Here is a 19,794-nt window from a genome sequence, read left to right as displayed (position 1 = left end):
ATACGTCAGCTGCTTTCGGCGGCCGTGTATATGAGAGCCCTAGAGGGCTTCGGCACCATGCTTGTGACGTAGCCAGCCCTCCCTGCTACTGCACAATCTGAGTTTCTATTCTGAGACGACTTTGATCTTGCTGCCGGTGCGCAGCGAGGACCATTTCGGCGCATGTTTGTCCAGCGCACGACCAATAACAAGTGCGGAAAAAAGCATGCATACAAAGGAATACATGATGACCTGCAGAGGGTTACCAAGCTGGTATTTCAGGCCGATCATCAACAAGACTTGGCTTAGCAAAATTTTGGTGACCTCCTCTGTGCCACACATGACCAATGTACGGCGTCCCATTTCTCCTAAGATTTGCACCCCTTCGATGCACCGGGCTAGGAAAATATTTCCCAGGATTGGTATCGAGACAATAACTACGCCGATTGCAGTTTGAGACAGGCTCTGTATACGTCCCTGCGGTAGAAGGTAGGTCACCGAGTAGATATGTGCACCCCCATCGAAGTACACCAAGATCGTGACCAGCAAAAATATTGCTCCTGCAACAGAAAACCATGGCTGCTGCACCAATGTTTTTAGATGCGGGAACGCTGCATACCCCAATGCGTACCACCAAACATAGTACAGAGCACTGTCCACATTCAGCGGCCATTTAGGGGTGTTAAGCGGATTGAAGGGAAGCCCATGTAATGCAAGAAATAGGCATGCTGCCCCAAATGCCAAGCCTGCGAGCGCACTACGAGTAAAACGCAGCACAACTCCGAAGCCTAGCGCAGCCACAAAGAGGCATGGGAAGAACCACAGAGAGCCTACAGGACTCACGTTGCGAGTTCCCAGGCTGAATGCAGCGACGGCTTCTTTAAGGTTAGAAAACTGCCAGTTGTTGAACAGCGTCAATGTTGTCATGGACAACAGTGCAAAAAAGACATACGGCGCCAACAACGTGCGAGTCAAACGCCATGCCATCTTCGGAAGAGAGTCATCTGCTTTTGCAAAGAATCCCGAAACGAAGAAAAAAAGCGGTACGTGATAGATCCAGACAAACTTGTGAAATTGCCCACCAGCAGTACCAAGATGACCTGCATAAATGGCTAGCATCCCCAGAAAGCGCAGTGTGTCAACCCAGGCAAGACGCTCGTTCTTCATTATTCTCCCCATCGCATTTATGCCACTGATGTCTAGGGCGGGCATATTACCTTGGATCGACTAGTGATTTCTGGATAGTTAAATGACCGCTAGCAGGTCCACAAGCGAGTGAGATTCTGTGCAGTTGCGCTGCATTGCCTCTAGGTCGCATGATTGATCAAGATGTCCTCTATGTCTTTTACTTCCTGCTGCGTGTAGCCCAGCAGCTCGCGGCTCGCATACTTCACCACAGGGCTGTTGCGGTCGCGGCGGTCTACCTTGTCGCGCAGGCCGTAGTGATGGACGCGGGCCACGTAGGACACGCGGGGATTCATGGCCACGCTGGCCATGTCTGCGGTGGCCTTGCGCTGCAGGTTGCGAGCCTTGCGCAGCCCCATGAACATTTGCCCACGAATGGCGCCCTGGCGCTTGGCCAACTGCTCGCGCGGGCGGCGTGGCTCATAGGGGGAGCCGTCCGGGTTGCGCTGGTCAGCAATGCGCTGGGCCTGACTTTTGCGCAGATAGGTTGCCACCTCCAGCATGGCGGCCTTGCGGCCTGCCGGCTCCATGCGCTGCAGCAGTGGCGTGGCCCACTCTGCGAGCTGCTCCAGGGCGTCGGCCATCAGTCAAGCCCTTGTGTCTGGTGCCACTCTGCACCGATCTTGCCGCCCAGGTAAAGGCTGTAGTCGCCGGTTGCGTAGGGCTTGGGGTTGTATATCTCGCCCCTGTGTTCTGCGGTCAGGCGCTGGCGGCCCTGTTCGTCCTGGTCTTCCTTGACGATGACTGTCTCGGTCAAGTCCACCTCAATCACAAGGTCCACCTTGTCGTTGGCCAGGACTTCCACATCAAAGCGCAGACCCTTGGCGGCCCTTTCCTTGTTCTGCAGCAGGTCAGGCTGGTAGGTGCTGAGCCAGGCCAGGATGGGAACGGCGAACAGATCCATATTGCCCGCGAAGTCCAGCATGATGAGGCGCACCGTGAAGCGGTATTCAAAGGAAAGCGTTTCGCCGCTGCGCGCCACCATGTTGCCGGACTCCACAAACATCTTGAGCCGCTGCGGGTCGGTCTGCAGCTCAGGGATGGCGCCTGCAAGGAAGTTGCGCAATGATTGCGGCTTCTTCATGGGTGCCCCCCGTTGGCTTGGCGCATTACTTGGGCGTATCCGTCAATGCAGGTGTTGAGGTCCCTGATTGCGTTGTCGCCGTCTTCGGTGATGCGGACAAGAGCTGCAGCATCCGCTGGGTCAATGTCGGCTCTCGCTTGGACAGGCCCAGCGGCGGCACTGTGATTGCCTCCCGGCTGGGCGGTGGTGCGGACTGACAGGCGCAGAGCGCCACTGCGCAGGTCAGAGTCAAGGCGATCAAAGGCAATCTTTGCATCAGCTTTTTCCAGTTGGTTGCGGTCCAGAAGCTGGCCGAGCTGCCCAGCGAGTTGGCCGCTGCGTTCGATGGAGAACTCCAGGCGCTGGACAGCGGCGGCGCTGTGCTGGGCCTGGGCTTTTTGCATGCCTCGTTCCTCCGCGCGCTGGTCCACGGCGTTGAGCAGGAGCAGCAGGGCGATGAGTACGACCAGCCGGGCGAGGGTGGTCATGATGCTGGCGGGCGTCATGCTGGCAGGAAGTCCTTGCCGCCCAGTATCTGGCCCAGCGCGCGATTGAGCTGCCAGCCGTATTGATACTTTTCATCCTTGGGACGGCGCTCGGCCAGCTCCTGCAGATAGACCGACTGGCGAGCGCAAACCATGCCGAAAAGCACTCCACCGCCTTCACGCCCGCGCTTTTTGAGGAAGGTGCGCAGGGCGGCCAGGGTGAGGGTGCCAATGCGCCCATCCGCTGCGATGTCGGGATAGTCGGTGCCGTTGCGGTTTAGCACGTTCAGCGCCTGCTGCAGCTGCATGGCGGCTGTTTGCTGCCCAGCCAGCACACCGAAGTCGAGCAGCGCTTCGGCCAGCGCCGGGTAGATTTCATCGACGCGGTGGAAGTTGGGCTCGATCCAGTAGCGGCGCAGGTAGATGGTTTGTGCCGTGGCATAAGGCAGGTCTCGCATGGGGCCGGTGTAGTCGTAGGCGCGAGCAGTGGCGATGGTGATGCCGTATTTGGTTTCCTTGCCCGAGTCCGTGGGATCGTTGGAGTGGCCGCCTTCGCGTTCGATCAAATCATTGATGTAGGTAACGGCGCTCATTCGGCACCTCCCTTGCGGCCCGCAGCGCCATGGCCCGCAAGGTCGCCACGCAGCTGGTCGGCCATTTCAGTGATGGTCTGGCCTTCGCTGCGCTTGAGCCAGAGGAAGACGCCCGCAACGATCCACGGGCCAGGGATGGAGCAGACCACCAGCACGCAGCCGGTAATGATGAAAAAGCCCGCAATGGATGGCACAGCGGCCATGGTGGCAAGTCGCATCCCAGCCTCAAAGACCCCTGGCCAGTGCTGCATGAGCAGCACCAGCGCAGGCACGCCGAGCACAAAGCCGCTGACCAAGCAGGCCAGGACGCGATTGAGCAGGTCGCCGCGCGGGTCGGTGCTGCGAAGCGGTACGAAACGCAGGCCCAGCCAGAAGGCGATGAGGCTGGCGATGACCGGCAGGGAGAAGAGGGCGAGCTTGTAGCCCGCGAAGGTGCCGACAGCAGAGGTGGGTTCAGACATGGCAGTGAAGTGGTTAGGTTGAGCAGGCGTCAGTCCCACAGGGAAATGGTTTTCGGGGCGGTGGGGGCGGTGGGCGGGTCGGGCAGGATGACCCGCCGACCCAGGGGCAGAACAGCGCCAAGCGCAGCAAGGCCTGGGTTCAATGCATAGGTGGCTTCTGTCACCCCTGCAGTGGTGCCCAGGTGGCGCAGACAAAGCATGTCCACGGTGTCCCCTTGCTGTGCCTGAACGGTGATGGTCATGGCTAGATCAGCTCCGATTCCATGCGGGCCACGCCCAGGATGTCGCGCACGGCGCGCAAGGCGTCCGCGCGGTAGTCACTGGCCTGCAGCTCGCGGCGCTCATCGCCAGGCTCGGTGCGGCCGGTGGCGTCTGCGCCGGCGTAGCGCTCGATGAGGTCGGCCTTGGCATAGGCGTAGACAGCACGCTCAAAGCACAACACGTTGACGCTAGTGCCGTTGATGGCGATGGCCGGGACAGAGGAAAGCGCATCGAACCCGGCAGCGGCTTGCCCAGCTGCCCAGCTGCTCAGGTCCTTTATGACGCTGGCCAAGGCATTGGCAGCAGCGTGGGTGAGGCGGGCGGCAGTAACGGAGCCGTCCACGTCCACGCTGTCGCGCAGCTTGGCGAGGTCGATATGAGGCCAGAAGCTGCCAGCGTCCAGCACGCCCGTGATGGGCGGTTTGCTGGGCGGGTCGGTCACGATGATGGGCGGCGCGTTGGCAATCATGGTCATGGTGCTGGGCTGGTGTGGTGCCAACGTAGTGGGCGGTGGTCGCAGGGCGTTGCGGTAGGCCGAAGCCTTCGCGCGGCCCTGCGAGCCGCCCAGCACGGGGGCTGTGCTCGGTGGGTTTAGCGCTTGCCTTTGGCTGCAGACTTGGCCGGGGTGGCTCGCTTGCGTGGTGCAGTGGTGGCAGTTGCAGCTGCCGGTGCAGCGGGTGCCGTCGCGCCATCGGTCTGAGGTGGCGCCGCCAGGGCGCGCAGCTTGCGCTCGATGCGCTCCATGTCCTTTTTGACGCCGCTCTGCGCGTCCAGCTTGAGCGCCTGGGCCAGCAGCGCCTGGACGCCGCCCAGGGTTTCCTGGGGGATGTCGTCCAGCGCCGGTTCCTCGGCGGTCTGGACCTTGCCCAACATGGCATAGGCCGTGGCCTTGTAGAGCTTGGCGCGGGCTTGGTCGGGGGCATCCAGGCTTTGCGTGATGCCATCCACGGCCGTCAGGTGCTCAGCCGGGTGGGTGTCATCAGGCACCATGCCGCTGGCGTCTGGCTTGATGGGGTTCCACTGGCCGCCCAGGTAGGCGCCTGCGAACTCATCCATGAGCAGGGCGGCAGTGCTGCGGTGGTACTGGTCGGGAAGGGGCAGATTGTGCTGCACCGCATAGGCAGCCATGCGCAATGCCAGGCCGTAAGCCCCGGCGTCAATGGCCCAGACCATGGTGGTGGTGAGAACCAAATCCTTGGCGCCCTTGCCGTTGGTCAATGCGCCATCGATCCAGGGAAGGTAGTCGGGCAGCATGGCGGCCTTGGCTTGGCGCTTGAGCTGCACCGATTCCATGTTTTTGAGCGTGCGCTTGTCGGTGGCCAGCTTGGCCATCATCAGCTCGTATTCGCTGCCCTGTACCTCGATGCCGAAAGGACTTTCGGCCTGGGCTTTCGCAGCCAGCACGCGGGCGCGGTGACGCTGTGCGGGGGTGAGTTGCATGATGCGTTTTCCGGTAGTTGCGGAGAGTGGCCGCCGCCGGATGCGGACTGACGGCGGCCCGGCTGGGCTTAGGCCTCGACGATTTCGATGTGCTCGACCATGGACGCGAGGCCGATGTCTTCCACCACGTAGTCGTCATTGCTGGACTGGTAGTCCTCCACGCGGTTGCGCTTGGGGTTCTCCACGATGTAGCGGCGACGGCCGCCGCGCTGCCAGTACACGGACAGGTTGTCCAGCGTGGTGATGAGCAGGCCGTTTTCGGGGAAGAACGGCACTTGCACGGCCTGCAGGCCGCCGACGCGCTTCTGGCTGATAACGATGTCTGCCGCCAGGGTTTCGCTGGGTGCCTGGGTGGTATTGACCAGCGGGAAATACTTGTCGTGCAGCAGCTTGTCACCCAGGATGCAGACCAGTTGGGGATTGTTGCGATGCCAGGGAGACAGCAACTGCTTGGCATCAAAGACTGCCGCGTCCAGATTCTTGAAGTCGCCATCAGGGCCGATGACGACCTTGCCCGCCACCTTGCCCTCGCGCATGACGTTCTCGGGTGCTTCTTCGCGCAGCTTCTGCAGCCAGCCCTTGTTCACATCCTGCAGCAAGGGATTTGCCGCAAGGTTGGTATCCGGCGAGATGGATACACCGTTGAAGCCGATGCACATGCGATCCAGCGCCTGACGGTGGGCGAGCATGCGTGCCACACGGACCTGGAAGTCGGGGAACTTCGCCCAGGCGTCAATCAGGGAGTATTTCAGGTGCGAGTCATAGTTCGTCTGCTGGCAGTGGTAGCCGCGCGCGCTGATGCCGGTCAGGTCGCGGGTCTGGCGGTCCTTGTCGGCGGTGTTGGTGCGGCTGGCGATGGGGCCGGACAGGGACAGCCCGAGCTTTTCGCCTTGCATCTCATCCACGGGGACGATGTTGATGCGCTGCAGGAATTCGCTGGACTCCTGCATTGCGTTTTCCAGCTTTTGCTGGACGCTGGGGGCGACGGCAAAGGCCTTGTCGGTGTCGGCAGTGCTGACGCCATTGAGTTGGGCCACACGGCCGAGGAATTCGTTATAGCTTTGGCGGCTTTCGTTGCGCATGAATGGTTCCTTGAAGTGGGACGGATTGGGCGGGGGGTCAGAAATCGGTTTGTTGCTGACCGGCTCCACCGCTGGCCACGGGGCGGCGGTTGGGGGCTTCGGTGTTGTCCAGCTTGGCGAACTGCTGCTTGAGCTTGTCGATGTCCGCGCCCATGGTCTGCAAAGACTGGTCGGTTTTGGCCTGAGAGGCTTGTGCGGCCTGGACATGCTTGGAGAAGTTTTCACCCAGCTCGCCGAAGCCATCGGCCACAGCTGCAAAGCGGGCGTCGTCGGTGACTTCCTTGCCGGTGAACTTGGCCACGGCGGCGGCAATGCTGGCCTTGAAGCTGGCCACGATGCCGGCACTTTCATCTTCCAGCTCCAGAGCCAGAGGCTCGGCCACGGAAAACACATCGTCGGGTTGTTCCTTGCGCAGCTTGAAGGGGTTGGCGTCCGGGTTCTTGGCAGCGAACTCCAGCATTTCGGTGCCCAGGCTGGCAGGGTTGTCGGTGACGGCCAGACCGACGAGATAGGCCTCGCCGGAATCAGCGAAGCTGGGGCGGACCTCGATAGAGGTGTAGAGCTTTTGGCGGCGCTTGTTGAGCTCAACCAGTTCATCGGTGGCGTCGATCTGGGCGAGCAGAGCCAGCTTTTTCTGGCCGCCGATGTCCACCTCTTCGGTCTTGACGGCCAGCACATCGCCATAGGCGCGGAAGTCGCTATTAGGGCCATAGCCCCGGATGTGCTCCATGTTGACGCGGGCGCCGTACACCTTGGGGTTGTAGTGCTTGGCGATCTGCAGCAGCCAGTCACGGTCAATGGTGCGGCCGTCAGAGGTGGCGCCTTCGACGGCGACGCGGAAGAAGCGGGATTTCTTGGACATGAGTGGATGAGCCTCGCTGATGGGTTTGCCGGTGTCCGGCGATGAGTTCGCGGTGAGTTCTCATGGTGTCCAGCGGCCTGCGCCGCGTCACGCGGGTGTCGTTGTGGCGGCGCGGTGGACGTAATCGCGCGCTGGTTTAGATGGAGCCCGCCCGGAAAACTGCCTGCCATGGCACGAAAGAAACCGACCGGGGATGACTGCGCCCCATTTGCTGCAGGCGAGCAGCCACAGGCCAAAGCCGCCAAAAAGAAGGACGCTGATTTCGGTGCGCTCGTGCTCGCCCAGGCCCAGGAGCAGGGCAGCGCCATGCAGGCGGCCGTGCTGGCCAATAGTTCGCAGCCCAAACAGGTGGCGCGGTATCTGTACTGGCAGGGCTGGCGGCCCAAGCTGATAGCGGAAAAGCTGGGCGTTCCGGCAACCACGCTTTACGGCTGGCGCGATGCGGAAGAGTGGGACAAGTTCACGCCGCTCGATCGCGTGAACGGAGCGCTTGAGCTGCGCATGGTGCAGCTCATCATGAAGGACGAAAAGACAGGCGGAGACTTCAAGGAAATCGACCTGCTCGGCCGCCAGCTGGAGCGCACCGCACGGGTGGAGCGCTACCAAGAAACCGGCAAGGAAGGGGACCTAAACCCCAACATTGCCCGCCGCAATGCCGCCCCGAAGCGCAAACCCAAGCGCAACGAGTTCACGCCCGAGCAGACAGAGCAGCTGCTTGAGATATTCCACGCGGGAAATTTTGGGTATCAGAACCGATGGTTTGAGGCCCAGAAGGAGCGCACGCGCATTCTGCTCAAGTCGCGCCAGATTGGCGCAACGTTCTACTTCGCCCGAGAGGCCTTGATTCGTGCGGTGACAGAGGGGCGCAATCAGATTTTTCTGTCCGCATCCAAGGCCCAGGCGCACCAGTTCAAGAATTACATGGTGGCGTTCGCCAATGAAGTGGGGGTAGACCTGGGCGGTGATCCCATGGTACTGTGGAATGGCGCCGAGCTGCATTTCTTGGGCACCAATGCCAAGACGGCCCAAGGCCGCAGCGGGGATTTCTATTTCGATGAGTTCTTTTGGACGGGCAACTTCAAGGAACTCAACAAGGTGGCCAGCGCCATGGCCACACATAAGCATTGGCGCAAGACCTATTTCAGCACGCCATCGGCAAAGAGTCATGAGGCCTACTCGTTCTGGACTGGGGAGGACCGCAACCGGGGCCGAGACAAAGCCAAGCATGTGCAGATTGACCTGAGCCACAAGGCGCTGGCCAACGGCCTGCGCTGCGCTGATGGTCGATTCCGCCACATCGTGACCATTGATGACGCGCTGCGCCTGGGCTGCAATCTGTTTGACTTGGCCGAGCTGCTGGACGAGTACCCGGACGACGAGTTTGCCAATCTCTTCCGTTGCGAGTTCATCGACGACAGCAATTCACAGTTCACGCTGCAGATGATGCAGGCGTGCATGGTGGATTCGTGGGAGGCATGGGCCGACGACTTCAAGCCTCTCGCCATGCGTCCATTTGCGTGGCAGCCGGTGTGGGTTGGCTATGACCCCTCGTTTACCGGCGACACGGCGGCCCTGGTGGTTATTGCGCCGCCCAAGGTGCCGGGCGGCAAGTTCCGCCTGCTGCATCGCCAGCAGTTCCGGGGCGCTGACTTTGAGGCCCAGGCCGAGTACATCCGCAGCATCACCGTGCAATACAACGTGACGTTCATGGGCATCGACACCACGGGCTTGGGCCAAGGCGTTTATCAGAACGTCATCAAGTTCTACCCGCAGGCGCGTGCCTATCACTATGACTTGGCGCTAAAGGCGCGGCTGGTGCTCAAGGCCAAGCAGGTCATCAGCAAGGGCCGCCTGGAAATGGACGCCGACTGCACCGATGTGGCCGCCGCGTTCATGGCCATCAAGAAGGTGCTTACGCCGAGCCAGCGCCATGTCACCTATCAGTCCGGCCGCTCGGACGATATCGGCCACGCCGATCTGGCTTGGGCGGTCATGCACGCACTGGATAACGAATCACTCGCCGGGGATGTCCACGGCGGCAACTCATCTGTAGAGGTTTACGAATGACCAGAAAGAACCCCACCCCCATGGCCAAGGCAGAAACACAGGGAGGGCAGGTAGAGGTTTTCACCTTCGGGGACCCCGAGACGGTCAGCCGCCTGCGCCTGCTGGACTATGTGGAAGCGATGTTTAACGGCCGCTGGTATGAGCCACCGTTTCCGCTTGATGGGTTGGCCGATGCTTTCCGGGCATCGCCGCACCACAGCTCTGCCATCTACCTGAAACGCAATCTGTTGACATCGAGTTTTATCCCACATCCGATGATGTCGCGCGAAACCTTCAAAGCCTGGGCCACCGACTTTCTGGTGTTCGGCAATGGCTACCTTGAAGCCCGCCGCGCTTTGTCCGGCCGCACCATGCGCTTTGAACATTCGCTGAGCCGGTACATGCGCCGGGGTCAGGAGATGCGCTATTTCTACGTGCCCAACTGGCGCGAAGAACATGAGTTTGTGCCTGGCTCCGTCTTCCATCTGCGCGAGCCAGACATCAATCAGGAGCTGTACGGCCTGCCTGAGTATCTGAGCGCGCTGCAGTCGGCGCTGCTGAATGAGTCGGCCACTATCTTCCGGCGCCGCTACTACGAGAACGGCAGCCACGCCGGTTTCATCATGTACCTGAGCGACAGCGCAGTGAGCAATGGGGATGTGGAGAAGCTACGCGAGCAGCTGCGCAAGTCCAAGGGGCCGGGCAACTTCCGCAATCTGTTTGTCCATGCCCCAGGCGGCAAGCCCGAAGGCCTCAAGTTGATTCCCGTCAGCGAGATTGCGGCCAAGGATGATTTCAGCGCTATCAAGAACGCGAGCAAGGACGATGTGCTGGCCGCGCATCGTGTTCCGCCTGGACTGCTGGGCATCATCCCCAACAACACAGGCGGCTTCGGCAATGCCAGCCAGTCCCTGGAGGTGTTCCACGCGAACGAAATAGTCCCGCTGCAGGGGTTGTTTGAGACATTCAACGAGTGGGCAGGCATGGACATTGTGAGGTTCGCACCTCGGACGGGCAGCGAAGCTTAAAGAAATGCGGGCGCAGGCCTGACTTGACCATCATTCCGATACGCGATGGCCGGCCTGACCACCGGCAGCAAACGACCCTGAGCCGTCGTTCAGTCCTAACAGTTAAATTGGGCTATTTAGGTACGAATAAAGTGCGAGGGATGCGAGCAATAGAGACAGCAGCATCAGTGCCTCCAGAGTAGCCAGGCCTACCCAAAAACGTACTGGTTCTTCGTTTCTGTACGTAGTAGACGTCCGCGTTCGTATAAATCCATGCCTAATTGAAAAAATTGGATAAAGGATGGCAAGGAGCAGAAAACACGTCCAGCCAATCACAGAGACACCAGTAGCAAGGGCCCCTCGGCCAAGGAAACTAGCTAGAAAGGGAGACAGTAGCCCCAGCCCAAAGCAAACTGCGAGTGGTTTAAAGGTTTTTTGGACGTCGGTGCTCATACATTCAACTAGATTTCTCGGTTGTCGCTTAGATAAAATTAAGCCTTAATGATGCCGTGTCCCAGCGGACTTAGGCAAACCTAAAGACGTCAACTCCGCTGCCTACGATGAGTGTCGAGGGGCAACATCGAGTGACTGCTGCTGGCCGAACTCAGACGGTCACGACCAGCAGTCGGGTCAGCCACAACTGGCACAGGCGGTTAATTCGACCGGAATATGCACCAAAAGTATCAGGGCGCATTTGCGCCCTTTTTTGCGTCTGCACTACGCCACCCCTTAGCGCAGCCAGACGCGCACGCCAAGGCCGGAGCTTGCCCCTTCCAGTCACTGTTTCACCCATGACCTGTGCCGTCAAGCAAGGCCAGAAGCCGCCCCTCAACCCGGCGGCGCGCCATGACGCCCCCGCCGCGCCTGCCCGCTTCGTGGGGCGCAAATTACTACCCGGTCGGCCTACTTCAAAGCCACACCAATGCACGCAATGCATGGCATTTGGGCTGCATTTTGTATTACGGGAAATTACGAGGTTTTCAGCACAAGCCGCGCATCTGCCGCAGTGCTTGCGACGACATCCAGCCTGCGAGCCATGGGCTTGAGGATTGCATGCACGCAGGCGGCGCTTACCTTCGTGTTCTGAGCAGCGGCCAGCAGTTCGCAAAGCGCCTGAACAGATGCGCTCACATCATCAATCTCATTCTGAAATTGCTCGCTTGCTGAGTTGTTTGCCGCCATAGCTACCTAACAGACACTGTATGTGTGTACAGTATATTCCGCAGTTTACTGTGTAAGCAAACGCTATCTTTTTTGTATCAAGGCCATAGGAAGGCGTCGCCGGATGGCGGCATGACTGCCAGAACTGGGCCGAAGTTGAGACGAAAAAAAACGCAGCGCCGTTCAACACGGCCTGCGTTTATCAAAGTCTGAGCGTCAAAGCGGGAAAATGTCCCACTTATGCCCCACTTCCACCAAAAACCATTGAAATTCAATGCTTTACTGGTCCCCCCGACAGGAATCGAACCTGTATCTGTCGCTTAGGAGGCGACCGTTCTATCCATTGAACTACGAGGAGTGACTAGAGATTGTATCCGCGAATTTTCCTGGCTTTCTCTCTGTGCTGCTAATCCAATATCATTCCGTCTCATTTGGTCAGTGATACGGAGTGATACGGTGTATCACTTCATTCGGAGATACAGCGGTGGCAAGCATCACAAAGATCGGCGACAGGTGGCGGGCACTGATCCGTCGCAAAGGGTTCCCATCATATTGCAAGACGTTTGGGACCAAGGCTCAGGCGGAAAATTGGGCGCGCCGTATCGAGTCCGACATCGAGGACGGGATGGCTCCGCGCGCTGAGAGCGTGATGGGGAAAAAGCTGCTGGTTGGCACTGTGATCGATGCGTACGTGTCCATGCGCGAGGCCTCAGGGCGCTCGGTGCGTGATACGTCTAATGAGTACTACACACTGCTGAGGCTAAAGCGCGAACTAGGCACACTGGATGTGATGGCATTGACTCCGCAGATGCTGGTCGGGTTCTGCCAGATGCGGGCAGAGGAAGGAGCAGGCGGCTACACCATCAGCATGGATCTGACCAAGCTGAGCACGGTGATGCGATATGCCGGCCCGTATCTCAAGGTCAAGATCCCCAACGTCGTGGCCGAGGCCCGGCCATTGCTCAATCACCTCAAGCTGATATCACCAGGTGGTGTGCGTGCACGTCGACCTGAAAGCGAGGAGTTGGGCGAGATCCTTGCATACCTGGTCAAGCGCAGGGGGCAGGGCTATGCGGACTTTGTGGAGTTCGCTTCTTACTCCGCCATGCGCCGTGGCGAGGTCTGCAAGCTGCTGTTTAGCGAGCTGGATGAGGCTAAGCGCATGGTGCTGGTGCGCAATCGCAAAGATCCACGCAAGAAGATCGGCAACGATATGTGGGTGCCGCTGCTGGGCAGGGCTTGGGAGATCGTCCAGGCGCAGCCGCGTGATGATGTGTTGGGCAGGATCTTCCCCTTGCACCCGCAGACCGTGAGCAAGTATTTTCGTGAAGCCTGCAAGGAGCTGGGCATCGACGACCTGAGGCTGCACGACATGAGACACGAGAGCACCAGCTTGCTGTTTGAGGCTGGCTATCAGATCCCCGAAGTGGCCCTAGTCACAGGCCACAAGAAGTGGGAAAACTTGAAGCGGTACACAAACCTGAGGCCAGAGGATTTGCATGAAGGGCCGGCCAGCAAACGGTAGTCATGTAACGAGCAGATATAGTGCACGTTACAAATTCGTGCATGGCGCTGAGTCAATAGCGGTGTGTCGAAATCACCTAGCAATCCACTTCAATCTAAAGTAGCTCAATGACGCCGCGATCTAGCACTCTTTTCCATTTCACTAAAAGCCGCGAAACATTGAAACTCATCCTTGATGGCGGATTCTGGCCTCGGTACTGCACTGAAGACATGCGCTGGCTGGGTCAAGAAGGTGCTAAGGCCATCGCTTTTCCGATGGTTTGCTTCTGTGATATTCCGCTATCCCGAATCTCGGATCACGTCAACTTTTATGGTCAATACGGTCTTGGGATGACCCGTGAGTGGGCTACTGCAAACGCCCTGAATCCAGTCTTTTATTTGGCTGGTGAGAACCCGGTCAGTGCTGAGCTGCGCAGGCTCGGGGTCCTTGCCAACCGCCTTAAGGATGAAGAGCTAGCCAAAGCGAACCACACTCTTCGTTATGTGTACGCTCATGTCAAGCCTTCGCAAGGCATCATGACGGTCGACGGATCTCCGGTTGAAAAGGACTTCTATCTAGAGTCCGAGTGGCGCCATGTGCCTCGATCGACAGATATTCGAGACTATTTGCATGCGAATGCCTTTGAAAATCCGGATGCGCTAGAAAGACACAATCAGTCATCCAAAGTCCATTGCAGCTTGAAGTTCACCCCCAAAGATGTGAAGTACATCTTTGTTAAGTCGGATGCAGACATTCCTGATTTGATTAACTTCATCCAGGTGGGGTTGGACCGCTATCCGGGCGCTGATACCAAAGTTCTTATGTCGAGGGTCACATCTCTAGAAAGCATTCAGGCGGACATCTAGGTCGATCGACGTGTCTTGCCTTCGGGTAGACCGATAAATTTTCTTCGAGGGAGGCAGAGCATGAATGATGCTCACATTGCCGCAATTATCACCGCAGGGGCAGGTATTAGCGGCGTCATCCTGGGTAACTTGTTCGTTGCCATCAAGGAGTCCTTGAGCGACAAAAGGAAGGATGAGCGAGACAGGACTTACCTTGCCGTCCTTGTCGTCTCCCATTTGGAACGGTTTGTGAACGGGTGTTGGCAAGTTGCACGGGATGACGGAACGTCTGAGGGGCGGCCAGCAGGAGGAGGGGGCGAGTATCACCAGCCGACTGTGACAGCGCCGGAGTTCTTGCCGCTCGATATTGATGTCGAATGGAAGGTTCTCCCAAAAGATCTGATGTACGACATCCTGCAGATTCCTGATAAGCGAGAGGGAATCCAGAATCGGCTTTCGGGTCTTTGGGAATATGACGATCCACCTGAATACTCCGATTATTTTTTGACTCGGCAGCGCGAATACGCCCAGTTGGGATTGGATGTGTCGGACATCGCGCGTAGGCTGCGTGTTCATGCTGACATGCCCCGCGAGGCGTTCTCGCATGGTGGATGGCAGCGTGAGTTTGCTTTGGAGAATGTGATCGAGCAGGTCGATGCGCAAAGAAGGGAAATTGCCAAGCGCAGTGCTGAGATGTTGTCTGCAGCTGGGGCCGTCTCCCAGCAGTGAGCAGCGAGGCCTGCTCACCCGCTGGCCAGGGCCGCGCGCTGCCTGCAGGAGTCAATGTGCTCGGCTACATCTCGGTAGTCGGCCCAGCGCTTGCCGGCATCCATGTAGGTCTTGATGGGCATGGTCCCGTCGCTGACCTTGTTGAGTACAGCGGCTTTGGTGATGCCCAGCACTTCCGCGATCTGGGCTGTATTCAGGCGCAGGCCGTATTTCTCGGTGACGATCATTTGCGTGACCAGGCTGCTCATGGCTTGGCTCCCTTGATTTTTCGACCGGCAAGCAATGGCTGCAGTGGCACGCCGATAGCGGCCGCACGACCAATGCCGGCAGCGGGCAGCCGGCGCTTGCCAAAAGTCACTGCACCATAGTTGGTTGCGTCCAGGCCGAGCACGGCCGCAAACTGGCCCTTGGTCAGCCCGTACTCCTTGCGCCGGTGTTCCAGTGCCTCGGCTTCGGTGAGGCCAGATGCTGCTGTGCATGCGTCTGCACGCTGCTTCAGATCCTTGATCAGCGCGGCCTTGGCCTCTTTCAGGGTGTCGAAGTCCGCGATTTGCTGCTGTCCGCGCATCAGCAGGTGGCCGATCACATCATCCTGGCCGCTAAACGGCTCATGTAATGGGGAAACGGACGGCAAAGTCATTGAATCACCTCAACTTCAGTAATATGGAAAGCCACGCGAATGGGCTTGCAGCGCGGAGCGCGCACGATGGAGACGTCTACGGACTCGGGGCCGATCTGGGCCACGACCGTGCCCTCGTAGCCAATCCAGGGCTTCTGCTGCTTGCCGGTAGCGTTCTCCCGGATCTGCACGCGCTCGGCCACCAGCTCCTCGGCCGTCCATTGCTTCGCTGCAGCCCCTGTCTTCGCGCCTGCATTGCCTTGGCCATCTTCAGCGGCCGCAGCCTGCGCAACAGCAGGCTGCTGGGCGTCATCGTCCGGGTAGGGGAAGTCGTCCTCGATCTCGGAGGCGGGCGGCAGACCATGAGCCGCTTTGGCGGCTACAGGGGCTGCTTTGTCGCCTTGCGCTTTAGCGCCTGATATGGGTGCCTGGGCGACAGCCACAGGCGCCCCATCGATGCCCTGCGCGGCTGCGGCCGCGCCTGAACCTTCCAACTCCTGCAACGCCTCAGCGATTTGGGCAGACGCATGCGCAGCGCTGGTTTTCGGCTTTTCGCTGGCCTGCGCAGCGGGCTTCTTGCCTTTTTTGGCATTGCCTCGCCCGCCATCATCGCCAGCGCGCGCAGCGGGGTGTTGGGGTAGATTGGCCTTCGGGGCGGCAGATTTGACGGGTTCGGGCTTGGGTAGGTGCTCGTCTGCGGCTGCTGCTTTGGTTTCCTTGATAACTGTCTGCAGCTGCTCTTTCAACACCGCGCCAGATACCAGCATCAGACCTTCATTAGCAACGCGGTCGCCGTAGCTATGGTCATTCACGCGGCTGTCTGTCTGCATGATGCAGAGCATGTGCAGCTGATCTGGGACGAGTGTGTCCTTTGCGTGCTGAATCAATGCGCTGTGTGCGCCCACCCGATCCAAACCCAGCACATCTGCAATGGCCAGTGCATCGTCGCCGGATAGGCTTCTGACCGTGCGTAGCACCAGATAGCGGTGCAGCTCGGTGGTGAAAAGCCCGCCCATGTTCCTGGTGATGGCTGTCCAGGTGCGGTCAATGAGGCCATCGCGCCAGGCACGTTCAAACTTGGCTTCGGCCTTGGCTTTCGCCTTGGCCTTCTTGTCATCGGCAAAGGCGCGAACTTCCTTGGCTACTTCCTTTGAAGCCTGGGCCTGGCCGTCCACGATCTTGAGTAGGCGCAACACCGTTTCATTGGGCAGCACGTCGATCAGCTCGCCCTTTTTGCGCGGGTGCTCTACCTTGGTGGGTTGGATGCCTTCGGCTTCCATCTGCGCGCCGATGATCTTGCGCAGTGGTACGTCGGTCGGGCTGTCTTCGGTGGAGTCCAGGCGACGATAGCCCTTGAGCTTTGAGTTGCCCCAGTGGTCAGAGGCCAGCTCTGCAGCTTCTGCGCCGGTGATGACGTTCTGCCCCTTGTCCTGGGCGTCACGCACCATCTGGGCGGTGTGCGCATCGGTCTTCTTGTGGAAGCAGCTGGGGTCTGTGCACACGTCTGCACTCTTGATGTCGTTCCACAGCTCTTGGTCGGCACCGGTGCGCTTCTTGCAATCGGTGCAGGTGCCCGCTTCGGGCAGCAGGCTCGCATCGGTGATCTTGAATCGCGCTGTGTCCAGCCGCAGCATGAACTCGTTTTGCACATGCTGGGCGCAAGCGCGGTAGCTCGGAAACTCGCCGCGCCAGTCATCATCAGTCATGAAGTCGAGGGCCTTGATCTGCAGCTGCTCGTTGGGGATACGAGCCACCAGCAATGCCTTGCTGAAATCAATCTTGCCTTCGCGCAATGCCTCGCGTGCCTGCTGGCACAGGTCCAGCAGCTTGAGCCGACCATAGACATAGCCCCGGCTCTTGCCGATTTTTGCGCCTACTTGATCAGCGTTGAGCTTGCTGTGCTTCATCAGCGACTCATAGCCCTCGGCCTCTTCCAGCTCGGTGACGTCTTCACGCTGCAGGTTTTCGATGACCTGGACTTCCAGGGCCTGCTCGTCGGTCATTGGGCGGATCATGGCCGGGATCTGCGCAACCTTCGCCAACTGGCAGGCACGCCAGCGGCGCTCGCCGGCCACCAGCTCATACTCGGGCGCGGGCTGCTTGAGTGCGCGGGCTTCGCGGTGTGTGTCTTCCAGGCGGTGGCCTGGGAGCGGGCGAATCAAGATAGGCTGATGCACACCGCTGGCCGCGATGCTGTCCGCCAGTTCCTGGAGCTTGGTCGCGTCGAAGCGCTTGCGCGGGTTGGTCAGGCTGCGGGCAATGCTGACGATTGCCACATGGTCCATGCGCTCGCCAGCGCCTGGCGTGGGCAGGGCCTGGGTGACGGTGTCCTTGGTGTCGGTCATTTCTATGGCCTCCCTTAATGTGTTGTGGCTTTTTGCTTGAGTTCTGCAATCAGCTCCAGATAGTTCTGGGTGAGTGCGGTGGCGTGGTCAGGGCCATAGATCGCCGCAAAGGCTCCGATCAGCGTGCCAATGGCTGCCTGCAGGGCTTTGTCGAATGCCTCATCGCCGGGCGTGTAGGTATTGGCCAGCGGTTGCATGACAAACGTTTCTGCAAGCTGCTTGCCTAGGTTCAGCGGGTCGTTCTTCTTGACCTGGATTGCTGCAGTTTTCATGCTGCAGCTCCTGCGGTCTGGGCCATCCAGTGGGCGCGCATGCGGTCCACGTCATGGGTGGCATGGGTGCGCCAGTCGTCGCCATGTGTCAGGTAGTGGGTCAGCATCCAGTGCATCACGGCTGCCTGCTCCTCTTCCGCTTTGCGTGGGACGTCGTGACCGCCCATGCGCAGGGCCTCAGCAAAAGTGGTGCACTGAAAGCACATCAATCCGAGGATCTTCTTCAGCTCGCCTGTAAGGGGTGGAATTACTGGTGCCGCTGCTTGTGCCGCAGGGGCCAGGCCGTACAGGAAGCCTTTCACTGCTGGCTGCTTGCCCAGCCATCCCACGGCATCAATAGCCAGCGCGTGGGCTGCTGTCTCAAGGTGCATGCCGGGGCGAGGGCTTGGGATGTCCACGTGCACTTGGGCGTGTCCATCAGGCAGGTTTTCGATGACCAGGGTGATGCGATTCAGATCAGGCATGTGCTGCCTCCTTGGGTGGGGTTGTTTTTGGCTGCTTGGCGCGCCCGTGGACCTGGATGTTTGAGGTCATGGACATCGTCATTCGCAGATGAGCCACAGGGGATGTGGCGGTCACGCGGGTGCCACGCTTCAGGCTGCGCGCTGCTTTATCGGCTTCATGGCGCAGAGCGGCTGGGTAGACCACCTCGGAACGAACCGGGTGGTAGCCACAGCGGTCGGCCTTGATCAGCAGGCAGAGCACGGGCATGGGGGTTTGATCGTTGCCCATGAGCACGGTGCGCACCTCTGCGTCCGTAACCAGCTCGCCGCTGATCTCAATCTGGGCATCTGGATAGGCTGTGTCCATCACAGCACTCCAGCGTCAATCGCCACGCGTAGTGCGGCCAAGGTCAGGGCCGCTGCGCAGACAGCCATCCAGCGGATATAGGCCCGCCGGTTGCGTTTGAGCATGCGGGGTGTGGGTGCCCCGTCCAGTTGAATGATGGGCGCGCTCATGCCTCAGCCCTCCGTGCGCTGATGGGGTGGGCGTTGCCGAAGCGGGCCATGGCGCGCGCGATGGCATCGCAGCCGCCCGTGGCCAGAGTGGTGCGGCGCTTGCCGCCGCTGGTGACGATGTAGCGGGTCAGCATGGGACTGCCCCACTACGCACTGGGCCGGGCATGCCGGGGTGGAGGGTCAGATCCTGCATGAAGTCGGCCTCATCGATGCGGGCCTTTGCCTCTGCAAAGAGCTGGTCCCTGTGTTGGTATACCCAGCGTGTATTGATCGCAAAAGGCACTGGAACTGGCCAGAATCGGCGGGTGCTTTGACGCTCGCGCCAGCATTCGTTGTTGGTGCTTCCTGCGACCAAGAACTGGCGCGGTGCGAACTTGGTTTCAGCGCTGAATGGGGGGCGGTATGCGTCGTTTCGGCTGGTGATGAAGGACTTGATGGAGTGAATGTCTGCTTTGCTGAAAGCGGCCAGCTCGCCAATTTCATAGAGCCAGACGCGCTGCATTTGCTCCTTGGTGGCACGGCCCCAGCTCAGGTCTGCGGCTTCATCAGAGAAGAAATCTTGACCGGCGAGCACCTGGAGTAAAGATGACTTGCCTGTGCCAGCATGGCCCTCCAGCACGAGGCATTGCTCGAACCTGCTGCCCGGGTATTGCGCGCGGCGCACCATCGCCAGCAGCCAGTTGCGACCGACCAAGGCCAAGTACTCCATGTGGTACATGCCTGCGTTCTTCGGTGACTGGCCCAGCACGTGCGGCAGCCAGGTGTCCAGGCGCGGCACGCCATCCCACTCGGGCAGGCTGTTGATGTACTCAATAGGGGTTTTGGGTGTTGTGCACACGTGTGCACGGGCTTCTGTAGTGCTCATCCTCTAGTCCTTTGGCAAGAAAAAACCCGCC

At 59.6% G+C, this 19,794-nt stretch carries 26 protein-coding genes and 1 tRNA gene; 5 read left to right on the top strand and 22 right to left on the bottom strand.

The window, feature by feature from the left end; genetic code table 11:
* Positions 1-105: 105 nt before the first annotated feature.
* The 11 genes from DJFAAGMI_RS09595 to DJFAAGMI_RS09545 all read right to left on the bottom strand — a co-directional run bounded on the left by DJFAAGMI_RS09595 (position 106) and on the right by DJFAAGMI_RS09545 (position 7,411).
* Complete coding sequence (locus DJFAAGMI_RS09595; RefSeq protein WP_211456968.1) at positions 106-1,146, bottom strand: acyltransferase family protein; 1,041 nt, start codon at positions 1,144-1,146, stop codon at positions 106-108.
* Positions 1,147-1,286: 140 nt separating this feature from the next.
* Positions 1,287-1,748, bottom strand: a complete 462-nt coding sequence (locus DJFAAGMI_RS09590) for a phage virion morphogenesis protein (protein WP_211456967.1) — start codon at positions 1,746-1,748, stop codon at positions 1,287-1,289.
* Positions 1,748-2,248 (bottom strand): phage tail protein, encoded by a 501-nt coding sequence (locus DJFAAGMI_RS09585; protein WP_211456966.1) that lies wholly within the window; start codon positions 2,246-2,248, stop codon positions 1,748-1,750. The genes DJFAAGMI_RS09590 and DJFAAGMI_RS09585 overlap by 1 nt, the downstream gene beginning before the upstream one ends.
* Positions 2,245-2,733 (bottom strand): lysis system spanin subunit, encoded by a 489-nt coding sequence (locus tag DJFAAGMI_RS09580; protein WP_211456965.1) that lies wholly within the window; start codon positions 2,731-2,733, stop codon positions 2,245-2,247. Before DJFAAGMI_RS09580 ends, DJFAAGMI_RS09585 begins: the two co-directional genes overlap by 4 nt.
* Positions 2,730-3,305 (bottom strand): glycoside hydrolase family 108 protein, encoded by a 576-nt coding sequence (locus tag DJFAAGMI_RS09575; RefSeq protein ID WP_211456964.1) that lies wholly within the window; start codon positions 3,303-3,305, stop codon positions 2,730-2,732. Before DJFAAGMI_RS09575 ends, DJFAAGMI_RS09580 begins: the two co-directional genes overlap by 4 nt.
* Positions 3,302-3,766 carry a hypothetical protein gene (locus DJFAAGMI_RS09570; protein WP_211456963.1) on the bottom strand — a complete coding sequence of 155 codons (465 nt, stop codon included), beginning with the start codon at positions 3,764-3,766 and terminating at the stop codon, positions 3,302-3,304. The genes DJFAAGMI_RS09575 and DJFAAGMI_RS09570 overlap by 4 nt, the downstream gene beginning before the upstream one ends.
* Positions 3,767-3,795: 29 nt before the next feature.
* A complete protein-coding gene (locus DJFAAGMI_RS09565; protein ID WP_249334116.1) occupies positions 3,796-4,008 on the bottom strand; it encodes a tail protein X in 213 nt (70 codons plus the stop codon).
* Between the two features lie 2 nt (positions 4,009-4,010).
* Positions 4,011-4,502, bottom strand: coding sequence for a head completion/stabilization protein (locus tag DJFAAGMI_RS09560; RefSeq protein ID WP_211456962.1), 492 nt, complete (start codon positions 4,500-4,502; stop codon positions 4,011-4,013).
* 116 nt (positions 4,503-4,618) lie between these two features.
* Entirely contained in the window at positions 4,619-5,467 is an 849-nt protein-coding gene (gene gpM / locus DJFAAGMI_RS09555) for a phage terminase small subunit (protein ID WP_211456961.1), read from the bottom strand.
* Between the two features lie 68 nt (positions 5,468-5,535).
* Positions 5,536-6,549: a phage major capsid protein, P2 family gene (locus DJFAAGMI_RS09550; RefSeq protein ID WP_211456960.1), complete on the bottom strand. Its 1,014-nt coding sequence runs from the start codon at positions 6,547-6,549 to the stop codon at positions 5,536-5,538.
* 37 nt (positions 6,550-6,586) lie between these two features.
* Entirely contained in the window at positions 6,587-7,411 is an 825-nt protein-coding gene (locus DJFAAGMI_RS09545; protein ID WP_211456959.1) for a GPO family capsid scaffolding protein, read from the bottom strand.
* A gap of 306 nt (positions 7,412-7,717) precedes the next feature.
* Between DJFAAGMI_RS09545 and DJFAAGMI_RS09540 the strand changes: the two genes are divergently transcribed.
* Both DJFAAGMI_RS09540 and DJFAAGMI_RS09535 read left to right on the top strand, forming a co-directional pair.
* Positions 7,718-9,478: a terminase large subunit domain-containing protein gene (locus DJFAAGMI_RS09540; protein WP_419095612.1), complete on the top strand. Its 1,761-nt coding sequence runs from the start codon at positions 7,718-7,720 to the stop codon at positions 9,476-9,478.
* On the top strand, positions 9,475-10,485 hold the full coding sequence (locus tag DJFAAGMI_RS09535) for a phage portal protein (protein WP_211456957.1): 1,011 nt from the start codon (positions 9,475-9,477) through the stop codon (positions 10,483-10,485). The genes DJFAAGMI_RS09540 and DJFAAGMI_RS09535 overlap by 4 nt, the downstream gene beginning before the upstream one ends.
* A gap of 948 nt (positions 10,486-11,433) precedes the next feature.
* On the opposite strand, the gene DJFAAGMI_RS09530 is transcribed toward DJFAAGMI_RS09535, so the two are convergent.
* Positions 11,434-11,646 (bottom strand): hypothetical protein, encoded by a 213-nt coding sequence (locus DJFAAGMI_RS09530; protein ID WP_043008408.1) that lies wholly within the window; start codon positions 11,644-11,646, stop codon positions 11,434-11,436.
* Positions 11,647-11,908: 262 nt separating this feature from the next.
* A tRNA-Arg gene (locus DJFAAGMI_RS09525) sits at positions 11,909-11,983 on the bottom strand.
* Between the two features lie 126 nt (positions 11,984-12,109).
* On the opposite strand from DJFAAGMI_RS09525, the gene DJFAAGMI_RS09520 reads away from it, so the two are divergent.
* The 3 genes from DJFAAGMI_RS09520 (at position 12,110) to DJFAAGMI_RS09510 (ending at position 14,703) form a co-directional block, all read left to right on the top strand.
* A complete protein-coding gene (locus DJFAAGMI_RS09520; protein ID WP_211456956.1) occupies positions 12,110-13,150 on the top strand; it encodes a tyrosine-type recombinase/integrase in 1,041 nt (346 codons plus the stop codon).
* Positions 13,151-13,257: 107 nt separating this feature from the next.
* The gene (locus tag DJFAAGMI_RS09515) at positions 13,258-13,995 is read left to right on the top strand and encodes an abortive infection system antitoxin AbiGi family protein (RefSeq protein WP_211456955.1); all 738 of its coding nucleotides are present in this window, start codon (positions 13,258-13,260) and stop codon (positions 13,993-13,995) included.
* Positions 13,996-14,055: 60 nt separating this feature from the next.
* The gene (locus DJFAAGMI_RS09510; protein WP_211456954.1) at positions 14,056-14,703 is read left to right on the top strand and encodes a hypothetical protein; all 648 of its coding nucleotides are present in this window, start codon (positions 14,056-14,058) and stop codon (positions 14,701-14,703) included.
* A gap of 14 nt (positions 14,704-14,717) precedes the next feature.
* Here DJFAAGMI_RS09510 and DJFAAGMI_RS09505 read toward each other — a convergent pair whose 3' ends face one another.
* From DJFAAGMI_RS09505 to DJFAAGMI_RS09465, 9 genes are read right to left on the bottom strand one after another with little or no spacing between them, the layout of a single operon-like run.
* Positions 14,718-14,951, bottom strand: a complete 234-nt coding sequence (locus DJFAAGMI_RS09505; protein WP_211456953.1) for a hypothetical protein — start codon at positions 14,949-14,951, stop codon at positions 14,718-14,720.
* Complete coding sequence (locus DJFAAGMI_RS09500) at positions 14,948-15,343, bottom strand: hypothetical protein (protein WP_211456952.1); 396 nt, start codon at positions 15,341-15,343, stop codon at positions 14,948-14,950. Before DJFAAGMI_RS09500 ends, DJFAAGMI_RS09505 begins: the two co-directional genes overlap by 4 nt.
* On the bottom strand, positions 15,340-17,667 hold the full coding sequence (locus DJFAAGMI_RS09495) for a ParB/RepB/Spo0J family partition protein (protein WP_211456951.1): 2,328 nt from the start codon (positions 17,665-17,667) through the stop codon (positions 15,340-15,342). Before DJFAAGMI_RS09495 ends, DJFAAGMI_RS09500 begins: the two co-directional genes overlap by 4 nt.
* Before the next feature lie 14 nt (positions 17,668-17,681).
* Positions 17,682-17,939: a hypothetical protein gene (locus tag DJFAAGMI_RS09490; RefSeq protein WP_211456950.1), complete on the bottom strand. Its 258-nt coding sequence runs from the start codon at positions 17,937-17,939 to the stop codon at positions 17,682-17,684.
* Entirely contained in the window at positions 17,936-18,403 is a 468-nt protein-coding gene (locus tag DJFAAGMI_RS09485; protein ID WP_211456949.1) for a hypothetical protein, read from the bottom strand. The genes DJFAAGMI_RS09490 and DJFAAGMI_RS09485 overlap by 4 nt, the downstream gene beginning before the upstream one ends.
* On the bottom strand, positions 18,396-18,749 hold the full coding sequence (locus tag DJFAAGMI_RS09480; RefSeq protein WP_211456948.1) for a hypothetical protein: 354 nt from the start codon (positions 18,747-18,749) through the stop codon (positions 18,396-18,398). The genes DJFAAGMI_RS09485 and DJFAAGMI_RS09480 overlap by 8 nt, the downstream gene beginning before the upstream one ends.
* Positions 18,749-18,898 (bottom strand): hypothetical protein, encoded by a 150-nt coding sequence (locus DJFAAGMI_RS09475; protein ID WP_211456947.1) that lies wholly within the window; start codon positions 18,896-18,898, stop codon positions 18,749-18,751. The genes DJFAAGMI_RS09480 and DJFAAGMI_RS09475 overlap by 1 nt, the downstream gene beginning before the upstream one ends.
* Entirely contained in the window at positions 18,895-19,032 is a 138-nt protein-coding gene (locus tag DJFAAGMI_RS09470) for a hypothetical protein (protein WP_211456946.1), read from the bottom strand. The genes DJFAAGMI_RS09475 and DJFAAGMI_RS09470 overlap by 4 nt, the downstream gene beginning before the upstream one ends.
* Positions 19,026-19,763, bottom strand: coding sequence for a VapE domain-containing protein (locus DJFAAGMI_RS09465; protein WP_211456945.1), 738 nt, complete (start codon positions 19,761-19,763; stop codon positions 19,026-19,028). The genes DJFAAGMI_RS09470 and DJFAAGMI_RS09465 overlap by 7 nt, the downstream gene beginning before the upstream one ends.
* Positions 19,764-19,794: the final 31 nt, after the last annotated feature.

This window comes from Comamonas brasiliensis (assembly GCF_018292285.1).
Lineage (GTDB): Bacteria > Pseudomonadota > Gammaproteobacteria > Burkholderiales > Burkholderiaceae_C > Comamonas > Comamonas brasiliensis.
The sequence above is the reverse complement of the archived record's forward strand: the minus strand, read 5'-3'. Positions and strand labels throughout refer to the sequence as shown.